Annotated in this window: 17 protein-coding genes; 6 read left to right on the top strand and 11 right to left on the bottom strand. The window is 51.6% G+C overall.

Annotated elements, in window-relative coordinates:
* Window positions 1-250: 250 nt before the first annotated feature.
* A complete protein-coding gene (gene gmhB, locus DES54_RS13315) occupies window positions 251-814 on the bottom strand; it encodes a D-glycero-beta-D-manno-heptose 1,7-bisphosphate 7-phosphatase (protein WP_113868157.1) in 564 nt (187 codons plus the stop codon).
* A gap of 179 nt (window positions 815-993) precedes the next feature.
* Here gmhB and metN point away from each other — a divergent pair, with 179 nt between their 5' ends.
* The 6 genes from metN to proS all read left to right on the top strand — a co-directional run bounded on the left by metN (window position 994) and on the right by proS (window position 6,657).
* A complete protein-coding gene (gene metN, locus DES54_RS13310) occupies window positions 994-2,025 on the top strand; it encodes a methionine ABC transporter ATP-binding protein MetN (protein WP_113868156.1) in 1,032 nt (343 codons plus the stop codon).
* Window positions 2,018-2,671 (top strand): methionine ABC transporter permease MetI, encoded by a 654-nt coding sequence (locus tag DES54_RS13305; protein ID WP_113868154.1) that lies wholly within the window; start codon window positions 2,018-2,020, stop codon window positions 2,669-2,671. The genes metN and DES54_RS13305 overlap by 8 nt, the downstream gene beginning before the upstream one ends.
* 70 nt (window positions 2,672-2,741) lie before the next feature.
* Window positions 2,742-3,557 carry a MetQ/NlpA family lipoprotein gene (locus DES54_RS13300; protein WP_113868152.1) on the top strand — a complete coding sequence of 272 codons (816 nt, stop codon included), beginning with the start codon at window positions 2,742-2,744 and terminating at the stop codon, window positions 3,555-3,557.
* Between the two features lie 115 nt (window positions 3,558-3,672).
* Complete coding sequence (gene rcsF / locus DES54_RS13295; RefSeq protein WP_113868150.1) at window positions 3,673-4,080, top strand: envelope stress sensor lipoprotein RcsF; 408 nt, start codon at window positions 3,673-3,675, stop codon at window positions 4,078-4,080.
* Window positions 4,077-4,784 carry a tRNA (N6-threonylcarbamoyladenosine(37)-N6)-methyltransferase TrmO gene (tsaA, locus tag DES54_RS13290; protein WP_113868148.1) on the top strand — a complete coding sequence of 236 codons (708 nt, stop codon included), beginning with the start codon at window positions 4,077-4,079 and terminating at the stop codon, window positions 4,782-4,784. Before rcsF ends, tsaA begins: the two co-directional genes overlap by 4 nt.
* Before the next feature lie 154 nt (window positions 4,785-4,938).
* A complete protein-coding gene (gene proS / locus DES54_RS13285; RefSeq protein WP_113868146.1) occupies window positions 4,939-6,657 on the top strand; it encodes a proline--tRNA ligase in 1,719 nt (572 codons plus the stop codon).
* Between the two features lie 105 nt (window positions 6,658-6,762).
* On the opposite strand, the gene rpoS is transcribed toward proS, so the two are convergent.
* The 10 genes from rpoS to DES54_RS13240 form a co-directional block, all read right to left on the bottom strand.
* Window positions 6,763-7,755, bottom strand: coding sequence for an RNA polymerase sigma factor RpoS (gene rpoS, locus DES54_RS13280; protein WP_113868144.1), 993 nt, complete (start codon window positions 7,753-7,755; stop codon window positions 6,763-6,765).
* Window positions 7,756-7,808: 53 nt separating this feature from the next.
* Entirely contained in the window at window positions 7,809-8,864 is a 1,056-nt protein-coding gene (nlpD, locus tag DES54_RS13275) for a murein hydrolase activator NlpD (protein ID WP_169050421.1), read from the bottom strand.
* Between the two features lie 125 nt (window positions 8,865-8,989).
* Window positions 8,990-9,616: a protein-L-isoaspartate(D-aspartate) O-methyltransferase gene (locus DES54_RS13270; protein WP_113868140.1), complete on the bottom strand. Its 627-nt coding sequence runs from the start codon at window positions 9,614-9,616 to the stop codon at window positions 8,990-8,992.
* Window positions 9,617-9,742: 126 nt separating this feature from the next.
* Window positions 9,743-10,789, bottom strand: coding sequence for a tRNA pseudouridine(13) synthase TruD (truD, locus tag DES54_RS13265; RefSeq protein WP_113868165.1), 1,047 nt, complete (start codon window positions 10,787-10,789; stop codon window positions 9,743-9,745).
* Between the two features lie 19 nt (window positions 10,790-10,808).
* On the bottom strand, window positions 10,809-11,306 hold the full coding sequence (gene ispF, locus DES54_RS13260; protein ID WP_113868139.1) for a 2-C-methyl-D-erythritol 2,4-cyclodiphosphate synthase: 498 nt from the start codon (window positions 11,304-11,306) through the stop codon (window positions 10,809-10,811).
* Window positions 11,307-11,341: 35 nt separating this feature from the next.
* Window positions 11,342-12,058 (bottom strand): 2-C-methyl-D-erythritol 4-phosphate cytidylyltransferase, encoded by a 717-nt coding sequence (gene ispD, locus DES54_RS13255; RefSeq protein WP_113868137.1) that lies wholly within the window; start codon window positions 12,056-12,058, stop codon window positions 11,342-11,344.
* 3 nt (window positions 12,059-12,061) lie between these two features.
* Window positions 12,062-12,388 carry a cell division protein FtsB gene (ftsB, locus tag DES54_RS13250; RefSeq protein WP_113868135.1) on the bottom strand — a complete coding sequence of 109 codons (327 nt, stop codon included), beginning with the start codon at window positions 12,386-12,388 and terminating at the stop codon, window positions 12,062-12,064.
* 116 nt (window positions 12,389-12,504) lie between these two features.
* Window positions 12,505-12,627: a hypothetical protein gene (locus DES54_RS19110; RefSeq protein WP_276309749.1), complete on the bottom strand. Its 123-nt coding sequence runs from the start codon at window positions 12,625-12,627 to the stop codon at window positions 12,505-12,507.
* A gap of 112 nt (window positions 12,628-12,739) precedes the next feature.
* Window positions 12,740-14,011 (bottom strand): FG-GAP repeat domain-containing protein, encoded by a 1,272-nt coding sequence (locus DES54_RS13245; RefSeq protein ID WP_113868133.1) that lies wholly within the window; start codon window positions 14,009-14,011, stop codon window positions 12,740-12,742.
* A 161-nt stretch (window positions 14,012-14,172) separates the two neighbouring features.
* A complete protein-coding gene (locus tag DES54_RS13240) occupies window positions 14,173-15,876 on the bottom strand; it encodes an alpha/beta fold hydrolase (RefSeq protein WP_240635012.1) in 1,704 nt (567 codons plus the stop codon).
* Window positions 15,877-16,036: the final 160 nt, after the last annotated feature.

The following is a 16,036-nucleotide window of genomic DNA, read 5'->3' as shown; positions in this document are numbered from 1 at the left end:
CAGATTGTCTGATTCAATTGTTAAAGAGCAGTGCGTACTGGCCTTAGCCACTAACGCGAGGTGGCGTATATTACGCTTTCCTCTTTCAGAGTCAATGCTTATTTCAGCATCTCTTCTTTTCTCGCCGCTTCGTTGTGATTTAGTTCACAGCGCCGTGTCGATGGAGGCGCATTATAGGGAGCAAATAAGGAAGCGCAAGCAAATATATTCAATTTTTTTCTGTTTGCGCAACTTTCATTCACTTAGTCTATTAACTACGCTTTTTTATCCATTGAGGCAGGTCGGCAAGGCTATCAATAATCCCATCCGCCAAGCTTTCCCCTTGTTCGGTAATTGGTTTTCCAGTGCGAACCAGGACGTTGGTTCCAATACCAGCAGCGATCCCCGCCTGTATATCTTCTGTTTTATCGCCGATCATATAGGAAGCAACCATATCAATATTGAGATGCCGTTGCGCGGAGAGCAGCATGCCCGGTTCAGGTTTACGACAATCACATGTCTGACTATACTCCCCTTCACCTGCTTCAGAATGATGCGGACAAAAATAGATGCCATCCAGATCGACGCCACGATCGGCCAAAGACCAATCCATCCATTCAGTCAATTGCATAAACTGATCTTCAGTAAACTTGCCACGGGCAATACCGGATTGATTGGTGACGACCACCAGCGCAAATCCCATTTTCTTCAGTTCTTGCATGGCTTCGATCACGCCGTCAATGAATTGAAACTGATCGATCTCATGCACATAGCCGTGGTCGATATTGATCGTACCATCACGATCAAGAAAAATTGCTGGAACACTTTGTGCCACTTACTTAGCTCCGATGGCGTGAATAGCCCGTTAGTATCGCATGTTTTTACCGACAGAGAGAATGTCAGGTAACGTTAATCTCAATTGACTTAGACGTCTAGACGCCCTAACATCCGCTTACTATTCCGGCTCTACGGAATCTGGTTTATCCAGCCAATAGGTACTCACGATAAAAACATATGATTGAACTTTCTAATATTACCAAGGTTTTTCAGCAAAATGGCCGCTCAATTACCGCCCTTGCTGATGTAAACCTTCATGTCCCGGCGGGACAGATCTATGGCGTTATTGGCGCATCCGGCGCGGGTAAAAGCACGCTTATTCGTTGCGTGAATCTGCTGGAACGTCCTACACAAGGTAAAGTGCTGGTTGACGGACAGAATCTGACATTGCTTTCAGATAGTCAGTTAACGCGCGCGCGCCGTCAGATTGGTATGATTTTCCAACATTTCAATTTGCTTGCTTCACGCACGGTATTCGGCAATATCGCTCTACCTCTTGAATTGGATAACACCCCAAAAACGAAGATTACTCAGCGAGTAAATGAATTACTGGAACTGGTAGGGCTGATGGATAAACATGATGCTTATCCGGCAAATCTTTCCGGCGGGCAAAAACAGCGCGTCGCCATTGCTCGCGCACTGGCCAGCAATCCCAAGGTGTTGCTATGTGACGAAGCGACCAGCGCGCTGGATCCCGCCACGACCCGCTCGATACTGGAACTGCTTAAAGATATCAATCGTCGTCTGGGGCTGACGATCCTTTTGATCACCCATGAAATGGATGTCGTAAAACGTATTTGCGATCAGGTCGCGGTGATCAGCGGCGGGCAGCTTATTGAACAAGATACGGTCAGCGAAGTCTTCTCTCACCCGAAAACACCACTGGCGCAAAAATTCATTCAATCCACCTTACATCTCGATATTCCTGACAATTATCTTTCTCGTCTGTCACCGGAACGCGGCGCCTGTACCACACCCTTATTGCGTATGGAATTTACCGGCCAGTCTGTTGATGCGCCGTTACTTTCCGAAATCTCCCGACGTTTTAACATCAATAACAATATTATCAGCGCTCAGATGGATTATGCCGGCGGCGTCAAATTCGGCATCATGCTGGCGGAAATGCATGGTGAAGAAGCCGATACGCGAACGGCTATCGCTTTCCTGCAAGAAAGTCACGTCAATATCGAGGTTCTGGGTTATGTCTGAAACAATGTTATGGTTAATGGCTCGGGGAGTTTGGGAAACCGTCGCAATGACGTTCGTTTCCAGTTTTTTTGGCTTCGTCATTGGCTTGCCGGTGGGGGTCTTGTTGTATACCACTCGTCCAGGACAGATTATCGCCAATCCCAAGCTCTACCGTGTGGTTTCAGCGTTGGTGAACATCTTCCGCTCTATTCCCTTTATTATTTTACTGGTATGGATGATCCCGTTTACCCGAATTATCGTCGGAACGTCTATCGGCCTGCAAGCCGCGATTGTCCCGCTGACCGTCGGCGCTGCGCCGTTTATTGCCCGCATGGTGGAAAACGCGTTGCTGGAAATCCCGACCGGTCTGATTGAAGCAGCACGCGCCATGGGCGCGACGCCGATGCAAATCATCAGAAAGGTTTTATTACCAGAAGCCTTACCCGGCCTGATTAACGCCGCAACCATCACCCTTATTACATTGGTAGGCTATTCTGCTATGGGTGGTGCTGTCGGCGCCGGGGGCTTAGGTCAAATTGGTTATCAGTATGGTTATATTGGTTATAACGCCACGGTCATGAATACGGTATTAATATTGTTGGTTGTTCTGGTTTATCTGATTCAATTTTGCGGGGATCGGGCAGTAAAGGCTGTCACGCATAAGTAATCGTTAAATTCGCATTTGCCTATTCCGGGCAGATGAGATGTTATAAAGATTTTTAATGAGAGGGAAGGATATGGCTATAAAATTTAAATCTATCGCGACCATCGGCGCATTCATCAGTGCTCTGGCGTTAACGGGATGTGGTCAGGAAGAAAAGGATCCGAATCATATTAAAGTTGGCGTCATTGTAGGCGCTGAACAGCAGGTTGCTGAAGTCGCCCAAAAAGTGGCAAAAGACAAATATGGTCTGGATGTAGAATTAGTGATCTTTAACGATTATGTCCTGCCTAACGAAGCGCTGAGCAAAGGCGATATCGATCTGAATGCTTTCCAGCATAAACCTTATTTGGATCAGCAAATCAAAGATCGCGGCTATAAATTGGTTGCCGTTGGTAATAGCTTCGTTTACCCGATTGCCGGCTATTCCAAAAAAATTACCTCTCTGGATGAGTTACAAAATGGCGCCCAAGTTGCGTTGCCTAACGATCCAACCAATCTGGGCCGTTCATTGCTGCTGCTGCAAAAAGTCGATTTGATTAAACTGAAAGATAATGTTGGCCTGCAGCCGACTGTTCTGGATGTCACCGAAAACCCGAAAAACCTGAAACTGGTTGAACTGGAAGCTCCCCAATTGCCACGTTCGCTGGACGATGCGCAAATCGCGCTGGCTATCATCAACACCACATACGCCAGCCAGATTAACCTGACGCCGGCAAAAGACGGTATCTTTGTGGAAGAAAAAGACTCTCCGTATGTCAATCTGCTGGTTTCCCGTGAAGATAATAAAGATGCGGAAAACGTGAAAAAATTCGTTCAGGCTTATCAGTCAGATGAAGTTAATGAAGCCGCGAATAAAATCTTTAATGGCGGCGCCGTTAAAGGCTGGTAAAACACGCGTTACCCGCTTTATTTAAATATATCCTCAAGACGGGTCCTGGCCCGTCTTGTTATTTGGGCGATAGCTTGTCAATATCCGCTCTTTAACAAAAAGTAGAGGTAATTTTATGCGCGTAGCCCCTCTTATTCTGTTAACGATATCGTTAACAGGCTGCTCTCTGTTGCAGAAGCCGACGGAACCTGTTCCTCAACCTGCCAACGAATCGAAAGCAGAGCCGGCGCCCAAGCCAAAACCAGCGCCACGTCCCACGCCTGCCGTTTTATATAAAAGCGCTGAAGAACTGGTTGGCAAACCATTCCGTGATATGGGAGAAGTATCCGGTTCCTCATGTCAGGTCAGCGCTCAGGATGCGCCACCCAATATAGCCAATGCACGCAGGAGAATGCAGAACCGTGCAACAGGGATGAATGCCAATGCGGTTCTACTACATGAATGTCAGATCATCAGTAGTGTTGCCGGTTGCTATCGTCAGACGGTTTGTCAGGGTACGGCACTAAAAGTTTCAAATCAATGAATCGTTTTGTTTTCAATCAGATCGGTGTCATTCGCTCGCCTTATAAAGAAAAGTTCGCTATACCGCGGCAGCCGGGCCTGATTGAAGATGGTGGAGGAGAACTCCAGTTATTGCCGCCTTATAATCAGGCGGAATGTCTGCGCGGACTCGCAGACTTTAGTCATATATGGCTGTTATTCATTTTTCATCAAACCATGGAGGGTGGCTGGCGTCCGACGGTTCGGCCACCAAGACTGGGTGGCAATGCCCGCGTTGGCGTATTCGCGACACGCTCCCCTTTCCGTCCCAACCCCATCGGCATGTCGTTGGTGGAACTGAAAGCCATTCATACGCAAGGCGATCGCGTCACGTTGGAATTAGGCAGTCTTGATCTGGTCGATGGGACGCCAATCGTTGATATCAAACCCTATCTTCCTTTTGCGGAAAGCTATCCCAATGCATTGGCTGGTTTCGCGCAATTCGCGCCACAAGCCAATGTGCCGGTTATCTTCTCTTTGCTGGCAGAACAACAGATCGCCGACAATCAGCATAAATATCCGCATTTAAAACGCTTTATCAGTCAGGTACTGGCTCAGGATCCGCGCCCAGCTTATCGAAAAGGCGAGGATGTCGGGCGGGAATATGCTGTTTTACTGCTGGAGTTTAATGTGCGCTGGCGGGTATCCGGGCAGCAAACCGAGGTGTTATCCCTCGACTTGCGTTAAAGAAGCACTTAAACAGGCGGTGGCGATTCCACATAAATTTCTTCCCCCTCTCTTTTGACGAACGGTTCACGCTGTTAAACTAAGCCACTTTTTAAGCCTTCGGCTGCATTAGGCAGCACGTTGCTATTTCTTGTTCTGACGGAACTCAATCACCATGCGTACTAGTCAATATATGCTCTCCACACTCAAGGAGACGCCTGCCGATGCGGAAGTTATCAGCCATCAGTTGATGCTCCGGGCCGGAATGATCCGCAAACTGGCCTCCGGCCTTTATACCTGGTTGCCTACCGGTTTACGGGTTTTGAGAAAAGTTGAAACCATCGTGCGTGAAGAAATGAATAACGCTGGCGCGATTGAGGTTTCCATGCCGGTTGTGCAGCCGGCCGATCTGTGGGTAGAAAGCGGTCGCTGGGAGCAATATGGCCCTGAATTGCTGCGTTTTGTCGATCGCGGCGAACGCCCTTTTGTTCTTGGCCCGACGCATGAAGAAGTCATTACCGATTTGATTCGTAATGAAATCAGTTCATATAAACAGTTGCCGCTGAATTTTTTCCAGATTCAAACCAAATTCCGCGATGAAGTTCGTCCGCGCTTTGGTGTTATGCGTTCCCGTGAGTTCTTGATGAAAGACGCCTACTCTTTCCACACCTCCCAGGAATCGCTACAGGCGACCTACGATGCGATGTATGCCGCGTATAGCAAAATCTTCAGCCGAATAAATCTCGATTTCAGAGCCGTTCAAGCCGATACCGGTTCCATCGGCGGCAACGCCTCCCATGAATTCCAGGTGCTGGCCGCCAGCGGCGAGGACGATGTGGTATTTTCCACCGGTTCGGATTATGCCGCCAACATTGAACTTGCAGAGGCCGTCGCGCCGCAGTTAGGTCGGGCGGAAGCAACGGAAGAGATGCGCCTGGTGGATACGCCAAACGCCAAAACCATCGCTGAACTGGTTGAGCAATTTAAACTGCCGATTGAAAAAACGGTCAAAACCCTGTTGGTGAAAGCGGCGGAAGAGAGCGGCCATAAATTGGTTGCGTTGCTGGTGCGCGGCGATCATGAACTGAATGAAGTTAAGGCCGAGAAAATCGCACTGGTCGCCAGCCCGCTGACTTTCGCAACGGAAGAAGAAATTCGCGCTATCGTCGGCGCCGGGCCGGGCTCGCTGGGACCGGTGAATTTACCGATTCCTGCGGTTATTGACCGCTCTGTGGCGGCGATGAGCGATTTCGGCGCCGGTGCCAATACCGATGGTAAGCACTATTTTGGCATCAACTGGGAACGTGATGTGGCCCTGCCGATGGTTGCGGATATTCGCAAAGTGGTGGAAGGCGATATCAGTCCTGATGGCAAAGGCGTGCTGCAAATCAAACGTGGTATTGAAGTCGGTCATATTTTTCAATTGGGCAGCAAGTACTCAGAAGCGCTGAAAGCGACCGTTCAGGGAGAAGATGGACGCAATCAGATCCTGACCATGGGTTGCTATGGTATCGGGGTCACCCGCGTGGTCGCAGCCGCGATTGAGCAAAATCATGATGATCGCGGCATTATTTGGCCAGATGCCATCGCGCCGTTCCATGTGGCGATTCTGCCAATGAACATGCACAAATCTTTTCGTGTGAAAGAGGTGGCTGAAGATATCTATCAGCAATTGCGCGCCAACGGTATTGACGTTCTGCTGGACGACCGAAGAGAACGTCCGGGCGTGATGTTCGCCGATATGGAACTGATTGGCGTACCGCACACTATCGTCATTGGCGATCGTAATCTGGATAACGAAGAGATTGAGTATAAAAACCGCCGCGACGGTGAAAAGCAGATGATTAAAACCAGCGAAATCATCGATTTTCTGCTGGCAAACATTGTTCGCTAATCTTTACTCCAGTGTCCTTTCTCTCTCCAGGGGAAGGATACACGCAAAAAAAACGGTGGGTTGCCCCACCGTGTTTACTCTGACAAATACCGTGTCGAACCGATATTACTCACGGAATAATTCTTCAATGTTAAGGCCTTGCACCTGCAAAATTTCACGCAGACGACGCAAGCCTTCAACCTGAATCTGTCGAACGCGTTCACGAGTTAAACCGATTTCCCGGCCAACATCCTCCAACGTCGCAGCTTCATAACCTAACAAACCAAAACGACGAGCCAGAACTTCACGCTGTTTGGCGTTAAGTTCAAACAACCACTTCACGATATTCTGTTTCATATCATTATCTTGAGTGGTATCTTCAGGCCCGTTGTCTTTTTCATCGGCCAGAATGTCCAACAGCGCTTTTTCCGAATCGCCGCCCAGCGGTGTATCAACGGACGTAATACGCTCATTCAGACGCAGCATGCGATTAACATCATCAACTGGCTTATCAAGCTGCTCGGCAATTTCTTCCGCGCTCGGCTCATGATCCAGTTTATGAGAAAGTTCGCGTGCGGTACGCAGGTAAACATTCAGTTCTTTAACGATATGGATCGGCAAACGAATGGTGCGAGTTTGGTTCATGATTGCCCGTTCAATCGTTTGTCGAATCCACCATGTGGCGTAAGTAGAAAAACGAAATCCTCTTTCAGGATCGAATTTTTCGACTGCTCGAATCAGACCAAGATTCCCTTCTTCAATCAGGTCCAGCAATGCCAGACCACGATTGTTATAGCGGCGGGCGATTTTTACCACCAGTCGCAGGTTGCTCTCGATCATCCGGCGGCGCGATGGAACATCACCGCGTAACGCGCGCCGGGCAAAATAGACTTCTTCTTCTGCGGTTAAAAGTGGGGAATAACCAATCTCTCCCAAATAGAGTTGCGTTGCGTCTAAAACTCGCTGTGGGACTCCTTGTGATAATAACTCGTCGTCAGCCGCATCATTATCAGTGGTTTCTTCCTCTGCCAGCGCCTTGTCGTCAAAAACGCCAAGTCCATTCTCTTCGAAATCAGCATCTTCCTGTAACTCGTTAACTTTCAGCGTGCTTTGGCTCATAAGTGGCTCCTACCCGTGATCCCATGGCAGAATACCGAAATATTCTGCCCGATTTATCGCTGCGGAAGGAAACGCAGCGGGTTTACGGATTTCCCCTTGTAACGAATTTCAAAATGCAAACGTACTGAACTGGTTCCGGTGCTACCCATAGTAGCTATTTGCTGCCCCGCCGTGACCTCTTGTTGTTCCCGGACCAGCATTGTGTCGTTATGGGCGTAGGCGCTCAGGTAGTCATCATTATGCTTGATGATTATCAGATTACCGTAACCTCGCAAAGCGCTGCCTGCATAAACCACACGCCCATTGGCGGTAGCCATGATCGGTTGCCCACGTGAGCCGGCGATATCAATCCCTTTATTTCCCCCTTCGGATGCGGAGAAACTATCTATGACTTTCCCTGAGGTGGGCCAACGCCAACTGCCAACAGCAGCGGTACTACTTGTATTGCTGCTGGCAACAGCAGCGGTACTACTTGTATTGCTGCTGGCAACAGCCGCTGGTGCGGTAACAGGAGCGGTGGCTGTTGCTCCTGCCGTAGGTAACATTTTACCTACATTCTGTTTATCCGAATTACCAGAATACGCGTTAGTTGACTGAGAATCAACCGGCGTAGTTTGTATTTGTGTACTTGACGGCGGCACCGGGACACCCCCCGTTGTTGCATCCGTCGCTGCCAGCATACCACCACTACCGGTCGAACCGCTACCTGTCGTTCCCACAGCACCATTGCCAAGACTCAGTGTCTGGCCGACATTCAGGCTGTAGGGCTCTGGAATATTGTTACGCTGCGCCAGGTCCCGATAATCGTTACCGGTGATCCAGGCGATATAGAACAGGGTATCGCCCCGCTTAACCGTATAGCTATTGCCGCTATAACTGCCTTTTGGGATATTGTCATAGCTACGGTTATAAACAATTCGGCCATCACGCGTGGCAACCGTTGGGTCACCCGATACGGTTCGTGATGAAGGCGTAGACGACATGCCGCCTCTGCTGCCCGCATTTCCGTCAACGCTACTTATAGGTGCGGATCTGCTGTCATTGTTGGAACACCCGGCCACGCCTAAGATAATCACCGTACAAGCAGCAATCTGACGCAAATTCATCATTCGGCTTCCCATGCGTCCACTCCCCTATAACTATTAAAATACCAGCAATATCAACAAGTTTTAAAAAACATTGTTGTACTGAAATGTTAAACGCTTAACAACAATACCAAACCACCGCAACGGTATCAGGCTAATTCGCCTTTGACTAGCGGAACAAACCGAACTGCTTCAACCGCCTGGATAATAAATTCCCCCGCCTGACGTTGCACCACCTGCAATGTTTGCGATTGATCGCCGACCGGCAACACCATTACCCCGCCTTCATCCAACTGGGCCAGCAACGCTTTCGGGATCTCAGGCGGGGCGGCGGTCACGATGATGGCATCAAAAGGTCCGCGAGAAGCCCAGCCCTGCCAACCGTCGCCGTGACGGGTGGAAACATTGTGTAAATCAAGTTGTTTAAGCCGACGCTTGGCCTGCCACTGCAATCCCTTGATACGCTCGACAGAACAAACATGTTTGACCAGATGCGCCAGGATCGCCGTTTGATAGCCGGAGCCCGTACCAATTTCCAATACGCGGGAGGCTGGCGTCAGACACAGCAACTCCGTCATTCGCGCCACCATATAAGGCTGAGAGATGGTTTGACCGGAGCCTATCGGCAAGGCGGTATTTTCATAAGCTTTATGCTCAAACGCCTCGTCAACAAAGCGTTCTCTGGGTACGGCTTCAATAGCCTTCAGCAGGCGCTCATCCTGTATTCCCAACTGACGCAGTTGCGTCAGCAACGTTTGCATGCGTTTGTTTACCATTCTCCGCTAACCTCAGATTGGGTTAACCCCGTCGTCAATGCGCATTTTCCCCCGGATGGGGTAAAAATTGCAGCTACCATCATCATCGTTAAAAATACCCGATCAAGAAAAATAAACCGCAATGCATCAGGTAACGCTATCCGTATCCTGATGCGGGTTGATAATTTCACGCACCACGCTGGTCGCGAAACTGCCGGCCGGCAGCCAGAATGTCAGTTCAACCGCACTGTCATCCAGCCAGTTCCAGCCCATACGCTGCGGATACAACAGGATCGCGCGCCGAGCGGGTTCAACCCGTTCACGCTGCAATAACGACAACAACGTTTCCTGCCCGCTCAGACTCTGCTGCTCAAAAACCAGCGCATCCTCCTGCGTACCAAGCGCGCCGTCGCCGGGCAATGGCGCGGTGATCTGAAGTTCGCCCGCATCAACTCTCGTCTGTAAATCCGCCCGTTCATCCTGTCTGGCGACAAACCAGCTTCCGCAGCCAGTTAATTGTAATGCATCGCCAGACAACACGGTTCTCGCCTGCTGTTGGCCAAGCCTGGCGCTGGCGATCTGATTAAACAACGCGCTACGGCTGGCGGAAAGATAAAAGCCGCGTTTGCTGCGCTCTTTAACCCGAATGTCATTATTCGCCCATAGCCGCGCCTGTTCGAGATTATTCCCGCCTTTGCCGAATCGCTGGCTGCCAAAATAGTTCGGCACGCCCTGTTCGGTGATCTGCTGTAACCGGCATTCCACCGCCTCGCGATCGCTTATCTGGCGCAACACCAGCGAAAAATCATTGCCTTGCAGCGTGCCAATACGCAATTTACGACGATGACGTGCAAATTCAAGCACCTCGCACCCTTGCAATTCGAATGCGCTCAAATCAGGTGATGTTTTACCGGGAATGTGCAGGCAAAACCATTGTTCGGTAACCGCATGGCGATCTTTCAAACCGGCGTAACTCACTGCCCGTTGCGGCAAACGGCAAAATTTCGCCAGCGCGTCAGCCACAAACTGCGTATTGCAACCACACTTTCGAATACGAACCAGAATATGCTCGCCATCCCCATCAGGCTGAAATCCCAGATCTTCAATAACCCTGAAATCTTCCGCGCTGGATTTCAGTATTCCTGATGCCTGCGGCTTGCCATGCAGCCAGATTAGCGCATTGCTATTATCCATCGTTACCATCAGAGGAAACTCACCATGCGACAATTTCACCCGCTTCATTTTTGACCAGCAGCGCCACGGCTTCACAGGCAATCCCCTCGCCTCGACCAGTAAATCCCAACTGTTCGGTGGTGGTTGCCTTAACGTTCACGTCACCAATATGGCATTGTAGATCTTCGGCCAGATTAACGCGCATTTGCGGGATATGCGGCGCCATTTTCGGTGCCTGAGCAATAATCGTGACATCGAGGTTTCCCAGACGGTAGCCCTTCTCATTAATTCGCCGCCACGCTTCCCGCAATAATCCTCGGCTGTCGGCGCCTTTAAACGCCGGGTCAGTATCCGGGAACAATTTACCGATGTCGCCCAACGCCGCCGCGCCCAGCAAGGCATCCGTCACCGCATGCAACACCACATCGCCATCAGAATGCGCCAGTAATCCCTGAGAATAAGGAATACGCACCCCACCGATCACCAGCGGACCTTCTCCACCGAATTTATGAACATCAAAACCGTGACCGATACGCATGCGTGCTCTCCTTATTTTGTTTATCCAATTAATGTTTATCCAATCGGATGATTGTGATGCAGATTCGTTAAATAAAACTCAGCCAATGCCAAATCTTCCGGGCGGGTGACTTTTATATTATCAGCCCGACCGCTGATAATCTGTGGGCGATAGCCACAATATTCCAGCGCCGAGGCCTCATCGGTAACGACCACGCCGTCAGTTAAGGCTCGACGCAAACAGCTTTTCAGCAACACGGACGGAAACAGTTGCGGCGTCAATGCATGCCAGAGTTCGTCGCGATCAACCGTATGCTCAATAACCTGTCCTGAACCGCGCTTCATGGTATCACGAACCGGCGCGGCAAGAATTCCGCCGACGTCACTGCGTCCGACCAAACTCAGCAACCGTTCCAGATCGTCCTGATGCAAACAAGGCCGCGCAGCGTCGTGTACCAATACCCACGCTGTATCCGCGACATCCTGTAGCCCCGCCAATACGGAATCGGCACGCTGTTTTCCGCCCATCACCACGCTGACGCGCGGATCATGGGCAATAGGCAATGAATGAAACGAGAGATCGTCGGGGCTAATGGCGATGATGGCGCGATGAATTCGGGGGTGGGATAACAGCGCGCTCACGGCATGTTCAAGAATGGTTTTATCGCCGATAGTCAGGTACTGCTTGGGGCGATCGCTGTGCATCCGGCTGCCATTACCGGCAGCAGGCAGGACAGCGATAATTTCTGGCTGGGAAACACTTTGTTTTAGCATGTGTCAGCGTGATGCGTTGTCAGGTAAGGAGGAAGAGGTTGTTGCAGAGCGATGGTTGGACTCCGGCACCAGACGATAGAAGCTCTCCCCGGGCTTAATCATGCTCAGTTCATTGCGCGCACGCTCTTCAATCGCTTCCTGTCCGCCGTTCAGATCGTCAATTTCTGCAAACAGTTGTTCATTACGGGCTTTCAGTTTGGCATTGTTGCCCTGCTGGCCCACAACATCATCCTTTACCCGCACATAGTCATGAATACCATTTTTGCCCAGCCATAGCGAATACTGAAACCAGCCGAGCAATATCAATAATAACAGCGTAAGCTTTCCCATCCCGCCCCCTGAAAAACCGCCTCATCATCCCATAACTTTTGCTCCGACTCCACACTGTCAGCCCGCAGATGGCAAGATTCACGCTCAGCGGGCGGGAAAACAGACCGTATTGACCCTCAAAAAAGCGTCAACCGTCCCCCGCTGGCAACGAATTCCTGATAGAACCGGTACTTCTCAGGGGAGAGCAGCGGCTGCATTTTCGGCGCGGCATCCGGCACCATCATCGACGGGGATTGCACATTATAGGCCGACCAATGGGTTAATCCCTCGCCATTGGGATCCCCCAGATAGTGTCCTCACCATAAAAGTAAGCGCCCGCATTTTACCGGGCGCTGCGTCATTAGAGAGAGGTCAATCCTTTGACAGCACCATCGGCGTGGGCGCCGGACGGGATGGTTGCAGAATCGCGGTGTTCGTCAGTAGCAAACGCGCCTGAGAGCGCCAGCCGCCGATAAAAATGTCAGGTTTCCCATCGCCGTCAAGATCGCCTTGCGCCATGCTCCAACTGCGTCCCACCGTCTCGCCGGGTACAATGGAAAGGGTTACATCCTTGAAATTACCCTGCCCGTCATTGCGCCATCCGCGAACTTGCAGAGGAACGAATCCCGGCACCTGAATAGCGCTCACCAGAATGTCGGGCGCGCCATCCTGATCGAAATCCACGATGGCGCCGCCCCAGCTTGAGAAGCGATGCGACGGCAGCCGCTCGGTCTCATCCCGGAAACGGCCCTTGCCGTCGTTGATAAGCAAACGTGTCTGGGGATCTTTTTCCCAGCCCTGATTGTTGCTGGTGAGGTTGAAGAACAGGATATCCGGTCGCCCATCGCGGTTCGCATCGAACACATGGACTTCCCTGGTTTCCAGCGGCACCTTAAGTTCCAGCCGCTCGGTCGCATCAGTGAACCGCCCGGCGCCGTCATTGAACAGCAGACGGTTCGGTGGCGACTGGTTGGCGATCACCATATCCAAATGGCCGTCGCCGTTCATGTCGGCCAACGCGATGCCCTGAGAGTGATCTTCCGTCGCAGGCAAGTGCGTTTCCGTCACATCAACGAAGTGACCCGGACGCTTGGCATCGTTTAGCCACAGGAAGTTGTGGGCTGGCTCAGACTTGCCTTCAGGCGTGTTGCCGACCACAATGTCCGGCAACCCGTCGCCGTTAACATCGCCCACCGCGACGGCATTACCTTGACTACCGCGCGGCAGGCGGTCGCTCACGTTCGCGAACCCGCCTTTGCCATCGCCGAAATACAACGCATGCACTTCATCGTCCTCAGCGACGAAGATGAGATCCCTATGGCCGTCGCCGTTGAAGTCCGCCGCTCTCACATGCTCATTATCACGGGGAGTGCTGTCGAATACACCAGGCTTCCACGTAAGACTTCCCTTGCCGTCATTCACATAAAGCGCGTTGGGGCCGCGCTCGACCGCAACGACCACATCCAGATCCCCGTCCTTATCGACGTCGATCATGGTCGCATCGACGGCGTGCATATCAGGGCCGACAGGAACATGTGTTGTGGTGACGTCAACGTAGGTCTTTGCAGGACGCTCCAGGGCATAGGCCTGACAGGACAAGGCGGCGATTGCGACGGCAAGGCTGGTGGATAGTCTATGTTTCATGGGCTAGCTCCTTTGTCTTGACGAGAAAATTGTCTTAACGGGAAAATCTGCGGCGTATAACGCCAGTTAATGGATATCGGATTTTGACGACGGTTCTGAATTAAAGGACGTTGAACGATCCACTGCGCTCATGGATTTATCTCCGTGAACGCCTTCACATATTATTTTATCTCCGTTGGCGTCACCTTCAGGTTGCGGAAGTGACCGATAGTGCCGGACTCCAGCCAGACGCCGACGCCTCCCTTCTGTGCCGCGCCAAATTTCAGATCATTCACCACCAGTACCGGCTCCGCTTTCTTATCCAGATACAAACGGGCTTCGCTTCCCTTTACGACCAACTTCATATGGATCCATCGGCCAAGCGCGATGTCGGCGTAGGTTTCGTACTTGCCAGGCACCTCTTCACGCAGGCGACGGAAGCGGAAATCAGGGTAGGCGACATACTGGACGCTACGCTGGCGCCGTACCGGGTCATCGACAGTGCTGTTTGTTGGGCGCAGGTAAATACTTTCAAATCGACCTTTCTCGTCAATACGGAAGGTCAGCCCAATAAAACCTCTGGCATAGTCGGGCGCGTCTGGGGCCAGGTCGCTGGCGACATCCACCTCAATCGTGCCGTCCTGAAAATCGACCGGCAACCACGCCATGAAGTCCCGGTCGCTGAGTGGCTCACGGGCCGGATCCTGATAAGCCGAGGACGGCATGCGTAGTTCGAATGCCGCGCTGCCTTGGTAAGTCGACGGGCGGAGCGTCACCCCGGAGAGACGATAGGCGTCGATGACATCCGCACGTAGCGATGCGGATGACGCAGAACGAGTCTGGCTGGCGGCGCTGTTCTGAGCAGCGCTGTCATCATGCATTTTCGCCTCCTTAGACGCCCCGTCCAGAAATGCGCGGAGATCGGCGACAAATTTGAAGGGATTCTTGAACATCAGGAAGTGATCACCCTGCTCCGCCTTTGAGTAGACGAAAAGTTTCGATCCTGGGATGGTTTTCTGCATCCAGCGCTGGCTCGACAGGTTGTTGCTTTCCTCACCGGAGAAAATCGCCACCGGAATGTCGATCTTATGCCTGATAACGTCACGCCAGTCGTTGGTGATGTGATCGAACAGCACCCGGCCCAACGCTTGCGGATCGTTCTTGACGAAAGTGCTGGCAAAAGAGGAAGAGTTCACGTAGTAAGGCGAATCCTTGAGCGTGGAGCGTTGTACCGGCAGCAGATCGGTGATCAGCTTGTTGAGGGGCGCTCCCTGCGTAAAACCGGCGACCATACGTTCAGGCGAGGTGGTGGTGCCGCCAGCGTCGAGACGCTCCTGCTCGCTCCAGTCATCATGCGAGTAGATCGAGATCGGTTCATCGACGATAACGGCTTTATTGATGCTGTCGGTGCCGAACAGATCGATGTAGCTCCATAACACCGCAGCCCCCATCGACCAACCGGCGTAGTCAGCTTTTTTCAGACCGAGGTGATCGCCAAACTCTTTCAAATCCATAGCGAAACGTGCGATGCGACCGCCGTGTTCAACACGTTGTGATAGCCCCTGGTTACGCGGATCGATCACGTAGACGTGATAGTTGCGGCTCAGTAAATACAGTAAGTTGACATATTCGGCGCCGTTAGCCGACCAGCCTGGAATAAATATCAGCGGCTTGCCCTGACCGGCTTCCCAATAAGCCAGTTCCACGCCGTCGCTGGTGGTGAAGCGGTTGATTTCAAGCCCTGGAAAATCGGAAAGCTTGCCCGGCAATCCTTCGAGGCGGTTGGGGAAAGTGTAATCCTTGCCGAGTACCTGAAGCGCGGGTTCGGCAAGCGCGGTGGACGTGGCCAGAACAAGACCCAGTTCAAGCATCAAACGTGTCAACATGTCGGTATTTTCCTGCCAGAAGACGAACGAGCCCGCGGGCGCGTCCAGATACGGGTTCAGGCATGCGCCAATGCGCGAGCGTAAGCCGCACCGATATTCCCTGTGCCAATCACAGCGATTTTCTTAAGAAACCTATTTGCTGAAGCTGTTACAGAAATCT

The sequence above is a fragment of the Brenneria salicis ATCC 15712 = DSM 30166 genome, assembly GCF_003315515.1.
In the GTDB taxonomy this organism is placed as follows: Bacteria; Pseudomonadota; Gammaproteobacteria; order Enterobacterales; family Enterobacteriaceae; genus Brenneria; species Brenneria salicis.
Note: the sequence above shows the minus strand (reverse complement) of the source record. Positions and strands in the feature narration are given on the sequence as shown.

Excerpts from the sequence above, each read along its gene's own strand:
- metN (WP_113868156.1), top strand. The coding sequence starts at position 994 with ATGATTGAACTTTCTAATATTACCAAGGTTTTTCAGCAAAATGGCCGC.
- DES54_RS13305 (WP_113868154.1), top strand. The coding sequence starts at position 2,018 with ATGTCTGAAACAATGTTATGGTTAATGGCTCGGGGAGTTTGGGAAACC.
- DES54_RS13300 (WP_113868152.1), top strand. The coding sequence starts at position 2,742 with ATGGCTATAAAATTTAAATCTATCGCGACCATCGGCGCATTCATCAGT.
- rcsF (WP_113868150.1), top strand. The coding sequence starts at position 3,673 with ATGCGCGTAGCCCCTCTTATTCTGTTAACGATATCGTTAACAGGCTGC.
- tsaA (WP_113868148.1), top strand. The coding sequence starts at position 4,077 with ATGAATCGTTTTGTTTTCAATCAGATCGGTGTCATTCGCTCGCCTTAT.
- proS (WP_113868146.1), top strand. The coding sequence starts at position 4,939 with ATGCGTACTAGTCAATATATGCTCTCCACACTCAAGGAGACGCCTGCC.
- rpoS (WP_113868144.1), bottom strand. The coding sequence starts at position 7,755 with ATGAGCCAAAGCACGCTGAAAGTTAACGAGTTACAGGAAGATGCTGAT.
- nlpD (WP_169050421.1), bottom strand. The coding sequence starts at position 8,864 with ATGATGAATTTGCGTCAGATTGCTGCTTGTACGGTGATTATCTTAGGC.
- DES54_RS13270 (WP_113868140.1), bottom strand. The coding sequence starts at position 9,616 with ATGGTAAACAAACGCATGCAAACGTTGCTGACGCAACTGCGTCAGTTG.
- truD (WP_113868165.1), bottom strand. The coding sequence starts at position 10,789 with ATGGATAATAGCAATGCGCTAATCTGGCTGCATGGCAAGCCGCAGGCA.
- ispF (WP_113868139.1), bottom strand. The coding sequence starts at position 11,306 with ATGCGTATCGGTCACGGTTTTGATGTTCATAAATTCGGTGGAGAAGGT.
- ispD (WP_113868137.1), bottom strand. The coding sequence starts at position 12,058 with ATGCTAAAACAAAGTGTTTCCCAGCCAGAAATTATCGCTGTCCTGCCT.
- ftsB (WP_113868135.1), bottom strand. The coding sequence starts at position 12,388 with ATGGGAAAGCTTACGCTGTTATTATTGATATTGCTCGGCTGGTTTCAG.
- DES54_RS13245 (WP_113868133.1), bottom strand. The coding sequence starts at position 14,011 with ATGAAACATAGACTATCCACCAGCCTTGCCGTCGCAATCGCCGCCTTG.
- DES54_RS13240 (WP_240635012.1), bottom strand. The coding sequence starts at position 15,876 with ATGTTGACACGTTTGATGCTTGAACTGGGTCTTGTTCTGGCCACGTCC.